Annotated in this window: 13 protein-coding genes and 1 pseudogene; 7 read left to right on the top strand and 7 right to left on the bottom strand. The window is 48.5% G+C overall.

The window, feature by feature from the left end:
• Positions 1 to 151: 151 nt before the first annotated feature.
• The 3 genes from I2H39_RS00865 to I2H39_RS00855 all read right to left on the bottom strand — a co-directional run bounded on the left by I2H39_RS00865 (position 152) and on the right by I2H39_RS00855 (position 3,411).
• Complete coding sequence (locus I2H39_RS00865; RefSeq protein ID WP_195625592.1) at positions 152 to 997, bottom strand: carbohydrate ABC transporter permease; 846 nt, start codon at positions 995 to 997, stop codon at positions 152 to 154.
• On the bottom strand, positions 994 to 1,881 hold the full coding sequence (locus I2H39_RS00860) for a sugar ABC transporter permease (RefSeq protein WP_195625591.1): 888 nt from the start codon (positions 1,879 to 1,881) through the stop codon (positions 994 to 996). Before I2H39_RS00860 ends, I2H39_RS00865 begins: the two co-directional genes overlap by 4 nt.
• Before the next feature lie 687 nt (positions 1,882 to 2,568).
• Entirely contained in the window at positions 2,569 to 3,411 is an 843-nt protein-coding gene (locus tag I2H39_RS00855; protein WP_138307060.1) for a YitT family protein, read from the bottom strand.
• A gap of 183 nt (positions 3,412 to 3,594) precedes the next feature.
• Between I2H39_RS00855 and I2H39_RS00850 the strand changes: the two genes are divergently transcribed.
• The 4 genes from I2H39_RS00850 (at position 3,595) to I2H39_RS00835 (ending at position 9,603) form a co-directional block, all read left to right on the top strand.
• On the top strand, positions 3,595 to 4,824 hold the full coding sequence (locus tag I2H39_RS00850; RefSeq protein WP_195625590.1) for a hypothetical protein: 1,230 nt from the start codon (positions 3,595 to 3,597) through the stop codon (positions 4,822 to 4,824).
• A gap of 261 nt (positions 4,825 to 5,085) precedes the next feature.
• On the top strand, positions 5,086 to 6,453 hold the full coding sequence (locus I2H39_RS00845; protein ID WP_195625961.1) for an MATE family efflux transporter: 1,368 nt from the start codon (positions 5,086 to 5,088) through the stop codon (positions 6,451 to 6,453).
• A gap of 161 nt (positions 6,454 to 6,614) precedes the next feature.
• Positions 6,615 to 8,681: a ribonucleoside triphosphate reductase gene (locus tag I2H39_RS00840; protein ID WP_195625589.1), complete on the top strand. Its 2,067-nt coding sequence runs from the start codon at positions 6,615 to 6,617 to the stop codon at positions 8,679 to 8,681.
• Positions 8,682 to 8,751: 70 nt separating this feature from the next.
• Entirely contained in the window at positions 8,752 to 9,603 is an 852-nt protein-coding gene (locus I2H39_RS00835; RefSeq protein WP_138307066.1) for a PhzF family phenazine biosynthesis protein, read from the top strand.
• A 63-nt stretch (positions 9,604 to 9,666) separates the two neighbouring features.
• Here the strand turns inward: I2H39_RS00835 and I2H39_RS00830 are convergent, their stop codons facing one another.
• From I2H39_RS00830 to I2H39_RS00820, 3 genes are read right to left on the bottom strand one after another with little or no spacing between them, the layout of a single operon-like run.
• On the bottom strand, positions 9,667 to 11,484 hold the full coding sequence (locus tag I2H39_RS00830) for an ABC transporter ATP-binding protein (protein ID WP_138307067.1): 1,818 nt from the start codon (positions 11,482 to 11,484) through the stop codon (positions 9,667 to 9,669).
• Positions 11,485 to 13,212 (bottom strand): ABC transporter ATP-binding protein, encoded by a 1,728-nt coding sequence (locus tag I2H39_RS00825; protein WP_195625588.1) that lies wholly within the window; start codon positions 13,210 to 13,212, stop codon positions 11,485 to 11,487.
• Positions 13,213 to 13,230: 18 nt separating this feature from the next.
• Positions 13,231 to 13,752, bottom strand: coding sequence for a hypothetical protein (locus I2H39_RS00820; RefSeq protein WP_330640931.1), 522 nt, complete (start codon positions 13,750 to 13,752; stop codon positions 13,231 to 13,233).
• Positions 13,753 to 14,084: 332 nt separating this feature from the next.
• On the opposite strand from I2H39_RS00820, the gene I2H39_RS00815 reads away from it, so the two are divergent.
• A complete protein-coding gene (locus tag I2H39_RS00815; RefSeq protein ID WP_195625587.1) occupies positions 14,085 to 14,708 on the top strand; it encodes a DUF4317 family protein in 624 nt (207 codons plus the stop codon).
• Between the two features lie 98 nt (positions 14,709 to 14,806).
• Here the strand turns inward: I2H39_RS00815 and I2H39_RS00810 are convergent.
• A pseudogene (locus I2H39_RS00810) lies at positions 14,807 to 14,968 on the bottom strand ((2Fe-2S)-binding protein); the annotation flags it as partial.
• 134 nt (positions 14,969 to 15,102) lie between these two features.
• Between I2H39_RS00810 and I2H39_RS00805 the strand changes: the two are divergent.
• A complete protein-coding gene (locus I2H39_RS00805) occupies positions 15,103 to 15,546 on the top strand; it encodes a GNAT family N-acetyltransferase (protein WP_195625586.1) in 444 nt (147 codons plus the stop codon).
• Between the two features lie 65 nt (positions 15,547 to 15,611).
• A complete protein-coding gene (locus I2H39_RS00800) occupies positions 15,612 to 16,211 on the top strand; it encodes a DUF6199 family natural product biosynthesis protein (RefSeq protein ID WP_195625585.1) in 600 nt (199 codons plus the stop codon).
• Positions 16,212 to 16,219: the final 8 nt, after the last annotated feature.

The following is a 16,219-nucleotide window of genomic DNA, read 5'->3' as shown; positions in this document are numbered from 1 at the left end:
TCTTTTGATGGATGATTGTCCGGCAGCGGTTCATCTGATTCACAATTCGGTTCGTCTTTTGATTCCTGTTTTGATTCATATCTTATTCCTCCTGTATGGATGCTTTATAATGAACTGGTTACCACTGACGGTTTATGCCCGGCCGCGCAGATTAACCTTTGCAGCCCAAATCAGTAATACCCCTGACAATCAGAGGCCAGGCAGCGGCAAATAAAACCAGCAAAGGCACTACAGTCACCGTTCCTGCGGCCATCACCAGGGACCACTGGGTTCCATAGGCGCCTCCCTCATAGAGGAACCGCCTAAGCCCCTGGGATACCAGACTCAGCTTTGGAGTATCCGTTATCAGGGACGGCCACATATAGCTGTTGTATGTACTGATGAAGGACAGCAGGATAAATGTGACAAAGGAGGGCCGCGTCATGGGAAGTATAATCCCTGTGAGAATCTTAATATGACCGGCTCCGTCCATCCCGGCTGCCTCTATGGTATCCATAGGAACGCTCTCAAATGCCTGCCGGAGCAAAAAGATTCCCAGCACGCTGACGCCATTGGAAAGGATAAGGCCCTGGTAACTGTCTAATAGCCCTAACCTGGAAAGGATGATATAACAAGGGATATAGGTCACAGCGGTTGGCACCATATAAGTGAACAGAACCAGCCGGAACAGGATATTCCGCCCCTTGATTTTCATGAATGTCACTGCATAGGCAAACAGGGAGCAGCACAGGACCTGGATAACCACTGCACTGACTGCCACCAACAGGCTGTTGGCAAGGTAACGCGGAATGGGGGAACGGAATAGAATTTCAAGGTAATTCCCATACTGGGGCGATGAGGGGAGGAAGGTATCTGCCGCCATGACCTCTGCCTTTGTTTTAAGGGAACTTACAGCCATCCACAAAAAGGGGAATACGGTAAAGCAGCAGACTGATGCCAACAGCACATGGGCAACGACTGAACGAACCATTGGAAGGGTACGCGGAACCATAATCATGAGTATACCTCCTTTTTCTTCATATGGAGCTGGAGCAGGGACAGGCCCAGACCTATAGCCATAAGGATGACCACGGCTGCAGCCGCCTTTCCCATATTAAACTGCTCAAACCCCAGCTGATAATACAGGTAGAGCAGGGTCCTGGTACTGCCTGCCGGTCCTCCCTGGGTCAGAATTTGAATCTGGTCATAGGCCCGCAGGGAATCCGCAGTCATGATAATTCCTGTTGTCAATACAGCCGCGCGCAGCAGCGGAAGAGTAATGTATAAAAAGCGCTGCAAACTTCCCGCCCCGTCAACAGAAGCAGCTTCAGACAGCTCTGAGGGCATCCTGGATAATGCGCCTGAAAAGAGCAGCATCACATATCCCAGATTCTTCCATACTGTGACAAGAGCCACGCTGGACAAGGCTGTAGCGGAGCTGTGCAGCCAGGCGGAACCAGGCAGCCCCAGCATATGCAGCAGCTGGTTGGCCAACCCGGCATCCGGTTCAAATATCCAGGTCCACACAATGGACACAGCCACAGCCGGCGTAATCCAGGGGGAGAAGATAATAAGGGAATAAATGGTATGCCGGCCGGCAGACCACACCAGAAGAGCCAGCATAAGGCCCAGAGCCAGAACTGGAATCACAGTCTTAGCGGCGAACACAAGAGTATGGGCAAGGGCCTCCCAAAAAGCTTTATCTTGAAACAGTCCCTGATAGTTGGCCAGTCCGGTCACATGAAACCCCGGGCTCATGTAATCCCAGTCCGTAAAACTGATTCCAATGGACGCTGCAATGGGAAGCAGCCAGAACAGTATAAGGAAAAAGAGGGCAGGGATTACGAATGCCATGAATGTAAATCTGGATTTCCATTGTTTATACAAGCGTGAATCGGACATAGACCATTCCTCCGTTATTTGTGGTGATTTTATGGCTGGTTTATATAGCTGCGGTTAAATAGTTATGGTTTTGCTATTTCACCCGAATATGTATAACCGTACATTTGCTATATTGTTCAAAATTTTATAATTATCATATTTGTTGAACGCTTTAAACACCTGGATGGTACCATATATACCATTATTTGTCAACTGTTTTGTTCAAAAATAGTTTATAAATAATTTTTTTGAACATCATGGCCGGAAATATGACCTTTTTTAGACCAAGAAGATAATAATCAAAAAAATGGAATAAATTGGGCTGGATTTTTTTAATTCAACGTGAGATAATCAGAATGTCCTTGTCAAACATTCTACTGAACACCTTTATCAGAAAATACCTTTTACGAGGATATGGGGGATGTGTTTGAGATTCATTCATTTGCCCCTGTCTATGAAAGGGACAGGAACGGACAGTATCCCGGCTGTCCAAAGTGCGGCTGCAGGGAAATACATAATTTAACAGACAGTGAACTGGTCATACGCGGAAATCCGCTGGCCGCATTCCTGTTCAGGGAACCACATCTGAGCTTCAGCAGGTTATCCCCGCCAAAATACGAATGCACGAACCCTGAATGCAGGTATATTTGGAATTAATACCAGCCAAATGCCTGCTCTCGCTGATATCTGTCATCTGGCCGGCTCCTTTTAACGCTTGGGCCTGTATATGATTTCATTTACCGTATACACGGTGACAAAAGCATTTTTATCTGTTTTCAGGACATAATTCATCAGGGTTGCATATTCGTTTTTATCCACAATGGTGATAATTTCCCTCTTTGGCTGTCCGTCGTAAGCGCCTATTGCTTCGTAAATCGTGGCGCCGCTGTGGAGGTGATGCAGAATAAACTCCCTGATTTCTTCCTCGCGCTGGGAAATGATGCATACCCGTTTTTTAATGTTAAAGCCAAAGATAAAATGGTCCAGGACGATTCCGTTCAGATAGGTGCCAAGGACGCTGAGCACCACGATTTTCTTGTCATAAACCAGGGCAGCGGAGAGCGCCACACACATACCGGACATGGACATAGCCTTGCCCAGTTCCATATGCAGGTATTTATTCAGCAGCTTTGCCACAATATCCAGTCCGCCGGATGACGCATTCCTGTTAAACAGCATGGCCAGTCCAATGCTAACCACAAAGATATAGCAAATCATATCCAGAAATGCATCATTGGTAATGGAAGCATTTCCCGGAAACATAAGTTCAAAAGCAGCCAGGACCACAGGCAGAAGGAACGAGGTATAAACCGTCTTTGCACCGAATTCCCTTCCAATGAGCAGAAAACCCAAAACCAGGAGAAGCATGTTCAGGATAAAGGTAATTGCTGAAATTTTGAGGGGAACAAAGTTTCCCAAAACAATTGCCAGACCGGAGATGCTTCCCACTGATACGTGGCTCGGCATCAGAAAGAAAAAGACGGCTGCCGCCACAATGACGGTGGCAAAGGTAATCATGATAAATTCTCTGATGGTTTCCCACTTTTTCATAAAATATAAGCCTCCAATACATACTTTTTTATTTACACATTTTTATTTACAGGCTGCGAAACGGTCCGTCAAATGCCCCGTGTGGTATTGTATCACATCCCGTCCCTTCCTGCAATTCACAGAATTAAGGAAGGATTTATTATAAATCATTTAAAACTACATATAAAACAGAAGGTGAAAAATATGAGACATATTCCTGACAAACTGACAACACTTTTACTATGCATAGCGCTGTGCGGTGCATTAACGGCCTGCGAACAAAAGGCCCCATCCCGGTCACAACCCCCGGAGCAGACTGAAACCCAAAATACCGGGGAGGAACCGGAAATCAGGATTGACACAAAAAATAACTCCCAGCCTGACACGCAGACAGCCGCACAGCAGGAGGACAACGCAGTGGAGCCGTCTGATGCAGCCAATGGAAAGGCAGGATATATCCTGATTAAGGACCAGACCTTTGATGTGACCCTGGAACCATTGGGCAGCGTCACATTTGCATCCTATGAACCGGATCCGGCTGAGAATCCCCTGACAGATGTCCTGTTTGAAATAAAAAAGACCGGAAAACCGGCGTATATCCTGGACGGCGTGTGCGAGGGCAACTTACGGAGCAATGAGACGTTTCATAAGGTGGAGGCAGTTTCTTTTCCCGACTATAACAACGACGGCTGCAATGATATTATCATCATATGCAGTTACTCACCAGCATCCGGGCCAGAGACAGGCACCGGTGGTTCCGAGGTGAGAATCTACAGCGGAAAGAATGACGGCAGCTTTACATTGGAGAAAGAGTTATCAGAGAATGCCAATTCAGCCCTTGCTGAAAAGACCGTGAGGTCTGTCCTGGGATTCCTGGGTGCAGGCAAGAGCGGGGCACAGGATTCTGTTTCCGGCTGGAAACAGGCCTATATCAGCCTTCTCCAATCCCAGGACAGCGGTCAGTGGCACGGATACAATCTGATTTACATCAATGACGATGCCATCCCGGAATTGGTGGAAATCGGGATAGACGAGGCAACGGGCTGCAATATTGTAAGTTTCGCTGACGGGACTGTCAATGAAACACAGCTGTCCAGACTTTATTTTTCTTATATTGAACGCGGAAATCTTCTGTGCAATTCAGAGGGAAATATGGACAGCTACTACGATATTGTGTACAGCATGGAATCCGGCCGCCTGGTTCCGATTGCATCCGGATATTATGGGGCGGAAGATAATTCCAATGTACAGCTTGATGATGAAGGAAATCCCATCTATCAATATGAATGGGAGGGGATTCTGATGTCCCGGGATGAATACAATCAGGCTTTCCAGGCTGTCTATGACACTGCCTCTGCCATGCCAGGGTATGAATGGGATAAATGGCTTTCCCTGGAAGAGGTGATTCAGGCCATTCGCGGAATTCAATCATGACATGAACTATTGCAGCAACCATGACCGTCCTTATTGTTACAGCGATTGTTGCAGCAAATAAAAAACCTTGACATGAAATCATTATCTGCTATAATAAATAATGCTTGCTCGGAGGGCAAATCATTCGGATGAAATGATGAGCCGGATAAGGCTGCAGATTGAAATATCTGCTCCTTATCCGGCTCTTTTTGTTTTGCAGCAGACCATGCATGGACACCGGGCACAGCTGATTTATATGAATGAAAGAGGAGGAAAAACATGATGGAAAAAAAACATTCTTTGACAGAAGGGAATATACTGGTTTCCCTTGTCCGTTTTGCTGTTCCGGTACTTTTTACGCTGTTTTTACAGGCTTTATACGGCGGGGTGGACCTGCTGGTAGTCGGACAGTTTGCCGACACGGCCGATGTATCAGGTGTGGCAACGGGCAGTATGCTTTTACAGACAATCACTATGGTCATAACAGGTTTATCCATGGGCATTACCATCCTGGTAGGGGAACGGATTGGAAGGCGCAGGCCCAGGGAAGCAGGCCATGCAATCGGCAGCGGCATCTGCCTGTTTTCCGTATTTGCTGTCATTCTGACCGTGATAATGACAGGCGCAGCTGAGGTGCTGGCCGGCCTTCTTCACACACCCAAAGAGGCATTTTCACAGACCGTCACCTATATCAGGATTTGCGGCGCTGGTTCCCTGTTCATTGTTGCGTATAATGTGCTGGGGGCCGTATTCCGCGGAATCGGTGATTCCAGGACGCCCTTGGTGACTGTAATGATTGCCTGCGTCATCAATATAGGCGGGGATTTCCTGTTGGTTGCCGTACTGGGCATGGGAACAGCAGGCGCTGCCCTGGCCACGGTTGCAGCCCAGGCCATCAGCGTGTTAATCTCATTTGCAATCATACTGAAAAAGGAGCTTCCCTTTGAATTTACGGGGAACTGTATACGGTTCAACGGACAAATAATCGGAGCTGAGCTAAAACTGGGAGTTCCGGTTGCATTGCAGGAGCTTTTAGTGGGCGTATCCTTCCTGCTGATACAGACCGTTGTCAATTCCTTTGGCGTAACCTTCTCTGCCGGCGTGGGCGTGGCAGAAAAGGTCTGTATCTTCATCATGCTTGTTCCCTCCGCCTACATGCAGTCCATGTCAGCCTTTGTTGCCCAGAACATGGGAGCGCGGAATCCTGTCAGGGCCAAGAAGGCATTGGGATATGGCGTGGCAACCGCATTTGCGGTGGGGCTGGCCATGTCGTATATCACCCTGTTCCACGGAGACCTGCTGTCCTCTCTGTTTTCAAAGGACCTGGATGTAATAGCTGCTTCCCACAGCTATCTGAAGGCATATGCAGTGGATTGTCTGCTGACACCTTTCCTGTTCTGTTTTACCGGCTATTACAATGGCTGTGAAAAGACAATTTTTGTCATGATACAGGGAATCATCGGCGCATTTCTGGTGCGGATTCCCATTGTTTACGCAGTCAGCCGTATGGCGGGGGCAACCCTGTTTCAGATTGGTCTGGGAACCCCTGCCTCCAGCCTCGTACAGATTATACTCTGCCTGGGAATGTTCCTGTACCTGGAGCGAACCGCCGGTAAAAGCAACGGCGTATCCGGGCATTTTACCGCCTGACCGGACACTATCTCTAGATGGCCGCCATTTACTTAATCCCGCACCCGTCATAGGATAAAAATTCATGCTGTATTTATGTCCATGTCTTTGATATAATGGAATATATCTGTTTTGCGGTATGTACGGCAGCGAATCACGCTTATTGAGGAGGAGACAAGAACATGCTTTTAGTGGCTAAAAGGGACGGGGAAACCGTTGAATTCCAATTGGAAAAGATAACACTGGCTATCAAGAAAGCCTTTAAAGCAACCGGTAAATCATATACGGATGATATCATTGAGCTATTGTCCCTGAGGGTCACCTCCGACTTCCAGGGAAAGATAAAAGACAGCCGGATATCAGTGGAGGATATCCAGGACAGCGTGGAAAAGGTTTTGGAGGAATCCGGATACACCGATGCGGCCAAAGCCTATATCCTGTACCGGAAGCAGCGGGAGAAAATCAGGAATTTAGATAAAACCATTCTGGACTATAAAGACGTGGTGGACAACTATGTAAAGGTGGAAGACTGGCGTGTGAAGGAAAACTCCACCATTACCTATTCGGTTGGCGGGCTGATTCTCAACAACTCCGGCGCAGTGACTGCCAATTACTGGCTTACGGAAGTATATGACAGGGAAATTTCCGATGCCCATGTAAACGGAGACATCCATATCCATGATTTATCCATGCTGACCAGCTACAGCTGCGGATGGTCCCTTAAGAAGCTCCTGTTGGACGGTCTGGGCGGCATCACCGGAAAGATTACCGCATCCCCGGCCAAGCACCTGGCCACCCTCTGCAACCAGATGGTGAATTTTCTGGGAATCATGCAGAATGAGTGGGCTGCCTCCCAGTCCTTCTCGTCCTTTGACACATACCTTGCCCCCTTTGTGAAGGCAGATAACCTGTCCTATGACAAGGTAAAAAAATGCATGGAGGCATTTGTCTTCGGAGTCAACACTCCCAGCCGCTGGGGTACCCAGGCTCCATTTTCCCACATTTTCATGGACCTGAAGGTGCCCTGTGACATGGCGGATGAAAAGGCCATTGTGGGAGGCAGGAGAATGGAGTTTACATATGGGGAATGCCAGAGGGAAATGGACATGGTGAACAAGGCATTCCTGGAAACCATGCTGGAAGGCGATGCCAATGGCCTGGGATTCCAGTATCCCATTCCGGCCTATGGGATGGGAGAGGACTATGACTGGTCGGATACCGAACAAAACAGGCTGTTGTTTTCCCTTGCATCCCATTACGGAACACCCTATTTCATCAACTACATGGGAAGCGGTATGAAACCCGAGGATGTGAGGGCTACCTATGATGGAATCCAGCCTGATTTCCATGTGCTGCGGAAAAAAGCCGGCGGCTTTTTCGGATATGGGGAGCATACGGGTTCCGTTGGCGTGGTTACGGTCAATCTTCCCCGGATTGCATACCAGTCAAAGGATGAAAGGGACTTTTATACACGGCTGGACCGGATGACGGACCTGGCTGCACGGTCCCTGGACACGAAGCGGAAGGTGATTTCCTCCCTGTTAAGGAATGGGCTTTATCCCTATACAGCCTGCTATCTTACGGACTTTGACAATCATTTTTCATCCATCGGCGTCATCGGCATGAATGAAGCCGGACTCAATGCCCCGTGGCTGCAGGCCGGACTGGAATCAGAAGAGACAAAAGCATTTGCTGTCTCTGTCCTGAACCACATGCGTGAAAAGCTGGTTGGTTATCAGGAGGAATACGGTAATCTCTACGGCCTGGAGGCAACGCCCGCAGAGTCAGCCACCTTCCGATTCGCCAGACTGGACCGGGAGCGTTTCCCCGGAATCAGGACAGCCGGTCATGAAGGGGACAAGCCTTATTATACAAACAGCACCAAGCTGCCGGCTGACTATGACGGCACATTGCGTGATGCCCTTCTGAACCAGGACGCCCTGCAGCCCCTTTATACCACAGGCACCGTGTTCCATGTATACATGGAACAGGAACTGAAGGACTGGAAAAAGGCAAGGGATATACTTTGCAGCATGATTACAGAACACCATATTCCCTGTTTCACATTGTCTCCTGTTTACACCATCTGCCAGACCTGCGGCTATCTGCCCGGCAGACAGGATATCTGTCCCAACTGCGGAGGCTCTGCGGATGTTTACAGCAGGATTGCGGGATATTACAGACCCGTCCATGACTGGAATGACGGCAAGGCCCAGGAGTTTAAAAACAGGGTTATGTTCCGTATCTGAAAAAATACGTATCTGAGAAAATCTGTCACCTTGATTGAAGAGAGCATCTGCATTTTAACGGGAGAGATAAATGACGATATTTAATGCTTATGTAGCAAGCGCGTTCAGCAAAGATGACAAAGGCGGAAATAAGGCAGGTGTGATAATTGGGAGGCGGTTCACTGAAGCACAGAAAACGGAAATAGCCGGTTATCTGAGGTATTCGGAGACAGTCTTTGTCAGTATTTCAACATTCAATGATTTTAAACTGGAATACTTTACATCCAAAGGGGAAATTCCGCTGTGCGGCCATGCCACAATCGCCGCCTTCACTGTGCTGCGGCATTTGGGGCTGCTGAAAAAACAGGATTGTACCATAGAGACAAAGTCAGGAATCCTGAGGGTACAGGTTGATGAAAGCGGCCTGATTCTCATGGAGCAGAACAGACCGCAGTTCTATGAAACGCTGGACAGAAAAGAGGCAGAGGCGTGCTTTGATTCAATCGTCATTGACCATACCTTACCGGTGCAAATCGTGTCCACCGGCCTAAAGGATATCCTGGTTCCTGTGACTAATCCCGTGGTTCTCGGCAGTATGGCCCCTGATTTCCCCGCCATCACCAGAATAAGCAGGGAAAATGAATGCATCGGCATCCATGCCTTTTCCCCTGGAAAAGACAGGGGCGTGACCGCAATATGCAGGAATTTCGCCCCGCTGTACGGCATTAATGAAGAATCAGCCACCGGTACCTCCACCGGCGCGCTGGCCTGTTATTTATATAAGTACGCATCAAAGCAAAACCAGTATATCTTTGAACAGGGGTATAATTTACACTGTGTTTCCAGAATATATGTTAATCTGGACAGCGAGGATGATACAGTTACAGGTGTATGGGTGGGAGGATATGGATATTTAAACCACGTTTATCGTATTGCATTTTAAATCCGCAAACCGCAAGCCCACCATGCGTCATTCTTGTCCCATACATAAAGCCATAACTTCCCTCTATGCAAACTGACTGTAATAAAGGTCTGCATATGCGCCCTCCGCCCTCAGCAGTTCACGGTGGTTCCCCTGCTCAACAATGGTGCCATCCTGCATTAAAAGAATCAGGTCCGCATCCACAATGGTGGACAGCCGGTGCGCAATCACGAAGCTGGTCCTGTTCTTCATCAGCTCCTTCATGGCTCTGCCGATTTCCATTTCTGTCCTGGTATCCACGCTGGAGGTGGCTTCATCCAGAATCAGTACGGCCGGATTCAGCAGAAACACCCTGGCAATGGTCAGAAGCTGCCTCTGGCCAACAGAAATATGTTCCGAATCATTGGTCAGAACCGTATCATAGCCTGCCGGCATGGTGCGTACAAAGAAATCCACCCTGGCCGCCTTTGCAGCCGCAATGATTTCCTCCCGGGCAGCATCCGGCTTGCTATAGGCAATGTTCTCTGCAATGGTGCCTTCAAAAAGCCAGGTATCCTGCAAAACCATGCCGAAGCAGCTGCGAAGGTTAGCCCTGGATAAGGTCCGGATATCCTTGCCGTCCAACAGGATATTTCCTCCGTTCACCTCATAAAACCGCATCAGCAGGTTAATGAGGGTGGTCTTGCCGGCTCCGGTGCTTCCCACAATGGCGATTTTCTGGCCCGGCCTGACAGACAGGCTGACATCCTTCATCAGTATGCGGTCTGGGGAATAACCAAAACGCACATTCCGGAATTCCACTTTGCCCTGTACACGTTCCACCAGGGCTGGAAGGGCTGGCTCCTGTGATATCTCAGGTTCATCCAGCATATCGTAAATCCGTTCCACGGAGGCCAGGGCAGACTGCATGGAGTTTACCATATAGGCTACCTCTGTCAGGGGCTCGGATGCCTGATTCACATACTGGAAAAATGCCTGGAACACGCCGACGGTAAGAGAGCCGTTTATGAGCATTCTGCCAGCCAGTATCACTATCAGGACCTGGCCGAACCGGTTAATCATACGGACAGCAGGATTGATGGCGTTTATCATGAAATCCACCTTTCTGGAAGCCCCTGCCAGCTCCTGTGTGGCCTCATGCATTCGCCGTGAGCTGTCCTGTTCCTGGTTAAATGCCTTGATAATGACCCGCCCGCTGTAGGATTCCTCCACCAGGGCCGTTACCTTGCTGACGCATTTCTGACGCTCCATGGCATACTTTAATGTCTTAGCCGAGGCTGCCCGGGTGGAGAGCATGGCAAGCCCTGTAAACAGCAGGAAAATCATGGTCAGCCAGGCGCTGAACCGGAACATGATAATGAGGGAGCCAACGACCATTCCTGCTGCTGTAAAGAGCTTCAGAAGCCCTGTCTGCAGTGCTTCCGCCATCTTATCCAGGTCATTGGTGGTACGGCTTAAAATTGCGCCTGTCTGGTTCCTGTCAAAGTAGGACAGCGGCAGGCGGTTTAACTTGGTGCTGATTTCCGTCCTCAGACGCAGGCTGAGGTTCTCAGCAAAACTGGCCATGAGAAAGGATTGCAGCGTATAAAAAAATGCGGTTGCCAGGTAAATCAGAAGCAGGATGAATATATCCCTCCCACCGTGGTGCCAGGTTACCCGGAAGGCTTCCCCGCCTGCCATGGCCTCCTTGATGCTGTTCCACAGCAAATCCACGATGTGCGCGCTGTAAAAAGGGGCTGCAACCGAGAGCAGTGTGTAGAACACCACGGAGACCAGAACTACTATCAGCCGTTTATGCTGGTCATTCACAGACACCCACAGACGCCGCAGGGTCCTTCTCATATGATTGGGGGATGCAAAATCCATTTCATCCTCGTATATCTGTGTATTGTTATCACTCATTTAAGAATTTCCTCCTTCCATCTGTGACCTGGCAATCTCCTGGTATACGGGACAGGTCTTCATCAGGGAGGCATGGTTTCCCATTCCCGCAATTCTGCCGTCCTCCAGGACAATAATCTGCTCTGCATTCAGGATGGTGCTGACACGCTGTGCTATAATCAGAACAGCCGCGTCCTCCGTCCTTTTCGCAAGGGCTCTGCGAAGAGCCGCATCCGTCTTAAAATCCAGGGCAGAGAAGCTGTCGTCAAAAATATAGAGGTCGGCCTTTTTCATCAGGGCCCTGGCTATGGAAAGGCGCTGTTTCTGACCGCCGGAAAAGTTGGAGCCGCCCTGTGAGACCATGGATTGCAGGCCCTCCGGCAGGCCGTATACAAAGTCAGACTGGGCAGCAGACAGAACCTCCCTCATGTCCTCCTCACCGGCATCCGGATTTCCATGGCGGAGATTGTCGGCAATGGTACCTGAAAACAGCCATGCCTTCTGGGGGACATAGGCAATATGGTCCCTCAGTTCTTTCTGGCTGACACTGCGGATATCCCTGCCGTTTAAGAGCAGGGAGCCGGATGTCACGTCGTGGAAGCGCAGAGCCAGCTTTGCTATGGTGGATTTTCCGCTTCCCGTACTGCCGATGATGGCAGTGGTACAGCCCCTGACACAGGAAAAGGTAATGTGGTCCAGGGTATTCTCATCTGCATCCGCAAAGCGGAATGAGACATCCCTGAACTGAATGACATCCCTGGTTTTTTCCGGCAGGGCAGGAGCAGCATCCTTTGTTTCGGGAATCTCCGGCTTGCGGGAGAGGACGTCATTCATCCTGCGTACGCAGATAAAGGCCCTGGGAAGCATGATAAATACCATCTGGGCCATGATGATGTAAAACAGAATCATAACGGCATACTGGGTCAGGGCAGTGATATCGCCTATTTCCATGAACCCTGCTCCAATGCGGTTTCCGCCCATCCAGAGTATGGCTACAATGGAAAGATTGATGACAAACAATGCAATGCTTTCCAGGTTGACGAACAGGCGGTTGGCCTGGATGGAAGACATGGCATAATCCTCAAAGGATTTGCGCATTCTCTTTTCTTCATATCCTTCTTTGTTAAAGGCGCGTATGACGCGCACACCCGTCACATTTTCCCGAAGCACCACGTTCATCCGGTCCAAAAGCTTCTGGAGCCTGCCAAAAATAACGGATGCCTTCCTGGTTATGAGCACAGCCAGAAGAATGATTAGCAGGGTTACGCCAATCAGCAGAAGCCCCATGACGCGGTCAATGGAATATGCCATGACAATGCCCATAATGCAGACCACGGGAACCGGCAGCACCATCTGAATGCACCAGACAATGGACTGCTGGATGATATTTACATCGCTTAAGGTTCTGGTAATCATGGAACCTGTTCCGAAGGCCTCAAAATCATAGGAAGAAAAGGTCAGGGATTTGTCATACAGGGCATCCCGCATATCGCGCCCGATTTTGGCTGAGAGGTCGGAACAGAGCCAGCTGCCTGCCAATGCCCCGAAGCTGGTAACCAGGGTGACGGCCAGCATGGCCAGGCCCCTGCGTAAGATAAAGCCCATATCGCCTCCGGCTACCCCGTTATTAATCATATCCGCTGTGATAGTGGGAATCAGCAGACCGCCGGCCACGTCCAGTACCATGACGAAGAGTGTCACCAGACAAAGCCCTTTGTACGGCTTTAAAAACCGCAGAATTGTTCTCATACAGAAATTATCCTCCTGTTACAGTTCATTTTTACTATTCCTGAAATTCTCCACGTATTTTTTAAACAGGCGCAGAAACTCACGACGTTCCCCCGGCTCCAGGGTCAGGAAGGCGTCATTTTCCATTCTAACCACAGGACTGACTTTTTCCCGGATAAATGCTTTTCCTGTGTCGGTGAGACGGATGTGCTTATTTCTTCCATGACCCTGCTCCAGATAAAGATACCCCTCCTGTTCCAGCTTGCGGATGGAAGAGTTGATGGTCTGCTTGTTGGAAAATGACTCATAGCAGATATCAGCCTGCAGACATCCGTCCCCCAGTTCATTGATGATGTAAAATATGGTAAAGGCGCTGTCCGATATGCCCAGCCTGAGGGAAATGTCGTGGTAAATATCATCCAGTTCCTTGTACAGACGGTTGCATTCCCGGATTTCCTGGTCTGTTTCTTTTGTATTTTCTTCTGTCATTACCTCTGCGGATTTCTCTGCGGATTTCTCTGTGGATTTCTCTGCGGATTCGTTCATGAAGCCTTTCTTCATAAGGCGCACCTCCCTGTATGTAATTGATTCTTAGTATGATTTCGTACTTGTGGTGTGTATTATAGTCCGATTTCGTACTTGCGTCAAGTTATGATTTTATAAAGTTTCTGTAAAACATTTATTTAGACCCTGTGTCTGATGGAGGTAAACCATGATGGACCAAAAGACATATATGGCGATGCAGGTCCGGACCGCAAGGCAGAAGCGGTTCCGTCACAATCGGCAAAAATAACCTTCCTGTTTATACAAAAGGAAAATAAGTTGTTGGTCCATAAAGTATGTGATACAATCTTCTTGAATGACAGAAAAGGCAGGAAGGTAACGGACATATTATGATAAACAGAGAAGACATGCTGGAGCTTACAAGACGGATGACCCTTTCCCGCACCTCCTTTACCAGGATTGCGGGATGCTATGTAGACAGGGACGGGGATTTTGACGGTAGTTTTAATATTAATTTTCTGAAATTATCAGCAGCAGAACGGACAAAAAAACTGAAGTTGGCAAAGGAAATTCCCTTTGCAGCCACCAATGTAAACCTTAAGAAGTACGAATATCCTCAAAGCGCGCGAAAACCAGGAAGCATGTGGCAGCTGCTCATGGCCATGAACGAATGCGGCCTGAAAAATGATGCCCTGATGGATACCTTTTATGATGTTGTTATGGAGCATTACCGTGCAGAGCGGGAATATGCCATCCTGGTTTTCCATGACCGCTATGATATCCCCGCAAAAGGGTCTGATAATGAACGTCAGTGGGAATCTGAAGAAGTTTTTGAATATATGATTTGCGCCATCTGTCCTTTAAGCGGAGAGTACGAACCAGGAAAGCCGGTATGCGGTTTTTTATTCCCCGCCTTTACGGACAGGAGCGGGGATTTAAACCACATTGATGTGTTTCAGGCGGATATGGACCGCCCCCACAACGAACTGCTAAAGCTCCTGGAAATCGCCTGACCGGAGGACATACTGTAATCTTCGGAACATGACAGCGCCTATGGCAGATGAACTGTATGATACTCCCTGATTATACCTATAATCGCAGAGGAACATCACTTTCCTGTGGGACTTAATTCTTTGCATCTGCCAATGGTGCAGGCCCCGGTCATTTGCCTTATGTCGTCTAAATTCCGGGCGCCCCTGTCCAGTGCTTCCAGAATCTGCGCCTTTGTAACACCTGCGCAGTAACATATGATTTCCTGATTATCCATAATGATTCTCCTTTATCATTTTCAGTCAATTCAACTATATCACAAACAATCTTATATATCAAATGGCCATCATACTCAAAATGTATCCAAACCTGTCCTGTTGGTGCAATTGAGAACCTTTGATGAAAGAGGTGCATTTTTTGGAAAATATCATATTCAGACAGGCTGTCCGCGAGGATATGCCTCAAATCATGAAATTGCAGACAGACGTATTTAACGGGGAGCAGAAAATCCCCGCAAAAGATATCAATGGATTTTTAGATAAAAACCCGCAGTGCTGGTGTGCCGTGCTCAATGGCGTGGTCATAGGAACCGTCGCTGCCTGGAGGGAGAATGGTGAAATACATTGGGGAAGGTTTGCCATTCATCCAGATTACAGGGGACATCACATTGGTACACGGATTGCGCGCTTGTCATTTGATGATTTGTTTGCCCGGGGAATAGAAGAAATCCGCATGGAAGCCAGGGATATCACGGCTAAGTTGGTGTGCAGAATGGGAGGGCAGACCGTTGGAAATCCCCAGCAGTTTTACATGGGAACCATAACGCCTGTTGTTTTGAAAAGGAGCAGTTATCATCACTAAACCATGTACAAAAGCATACTTACAAACGAAGGGAGATGGAGAATGGAATGAGTGGGGGATGGAAAATGGAAAGGACAAATGGACTGACCCGAATCCTGAAACTTGTTGTGATTATATTGTCACTTCTTTTTTTGACATCCTGCAAAAAAGATGTGACAGAGCAGGCCGGAACAACCATTGAAATTGACGGACAGTCCGGAGTGCTTACATTTAACCCGGGAACACGTTCAGCTGGAACAATATCAATGGAAAACGGGGATTACAAATTCAGGTATGACAAAAACGGGGATATTGTAATAACATACCCCAATGGACATGTTTACAGACAGACCAATATAAACGGCGCGCTTATGGTTTCCGGAGGCTCTGATTCCAAAGCCATAAAAGAGCAGGGGTATATCGATGGTTTTTCTCTTGTCTGGGGAATAGAGCGTGCCATGGATGCGAGGAACAGCCATGGCAGAGGTTTGGCGTCCCCCTTTCTTGCATTTGTTTTGATTATTATAGGGGCTTGGTATACTTTTGCGCCCAGAAGTGCATGGTGGCTTGCACGCGGTTGGTGGTATAAAAATGCCGAGCCTTCTAATCTGGCAATTGGATTTTACCGAATCGGAGGCTGTTTGCTGATACTAATCGGAATCATATGTGCAATCGCTGCCATTTAGATACAACG

The sequence above is a fragment of the Clostridium sp. 1001283B150225_161107_B6 genome (assembly GCF_015556325.1).
Taxonomy (GTDB): Bacteria; Bacillota; Clostridia; order Lachnospirales; family Lachnospiraceae; genus Enterocloster.
The sequence above is the reverse complement of the archived record's forward strand: the minus strand, read 5'-3'. Positions and strand labels throughout refer to the sequence as shown.

Excerpts from the sequence above, each read along its gene's own strand:
- I2H39_RS00850 (WP_195625590.1), top strand. The coding sequence starts at position 3,595 with ATGAGACATATTCCTGACAAACTGACAACACTTTTACTATGCATAGCG.
- I2H39_RS00815 (WP_195625587.1), top strand. The coding sequence starts at position 14,085 with ATGATAAACAGAGAAGACATGCTGGAGCTTACAAGACGGATGACCCTT.
- I2H39_RS00840 (WP_195625589.1), top strand. The coding sequence starts at position 6,615 with ATGCTTTTAGTGGCTAAAAGGGACGGGGAAACCGTTGAATTCCAATTG.
- I2H39_RS00835 (WP_138307066.1), top strand. The coding sequence starts at position 8,752 with ATGACGATATTTAATGCTTATGTAGCAAGCGCGTTCAGCAAAGATGAC.
- I2H39_RS00860 (WP_195625591.1), bottom strand. The coding sequence starts at position 1,881 with ATGTCCGATTCACGCTTGTATAAACAATGGAAATCCAGATTTACATTC.
- I2H39_RS00830 (WP_138307067.1), bottom strand. The coding sequence starts at position 11,484 with ATGAGTGATAACAATACACAGATATACGAGGATGAAATGGATTTTGCA.
- I2H39_RS00825 (WP_195625588.1), bottom strand. The coding sequence starts at position 13,212 with ATGAGAACAATTCTGCGGTTTTTAAAGCCGTACAAAGGGCTTTGTCTG.
- I2H39_RS00865 (WP_195625592.1), bottom strand. The coding sequence starts at position 997 with ATGATTATGGTTCCGCGTACCCTTCCAATGGTTCGTTCAGTCGTTGCC.
- I2H39_RS00820 (WP_330640931.1), bottom strand. The coding sequence starts at position 13,752 with ATGAAGAAAGGCTTCATGAACGAATCCGCAGAGAAATCCACAGAGAAA.
- I2H39_RS00855 (WP_138307060.1), bottom strand. The coding sequence starts at position 3,411 with ATGAAAAAGTGGGAAACCATCAGAGAATTTATCATGATTACCTTTGCC.
- I2H39_RS00845 (WP_195625961.1), top strand. The coding sequence starts at position 5,086 with ATGGAAAAAAAACATTCTTTGACAGAAGGGAATATACTGGTTTCCCTT.
- I2H39_RS00800 (WP_195625585.1), top strand. The coding sequence starts at position 15,612 with ATGGAAAGGACAAATGGACTGACCCGAATCCTGAAACTTGTTGTGATT.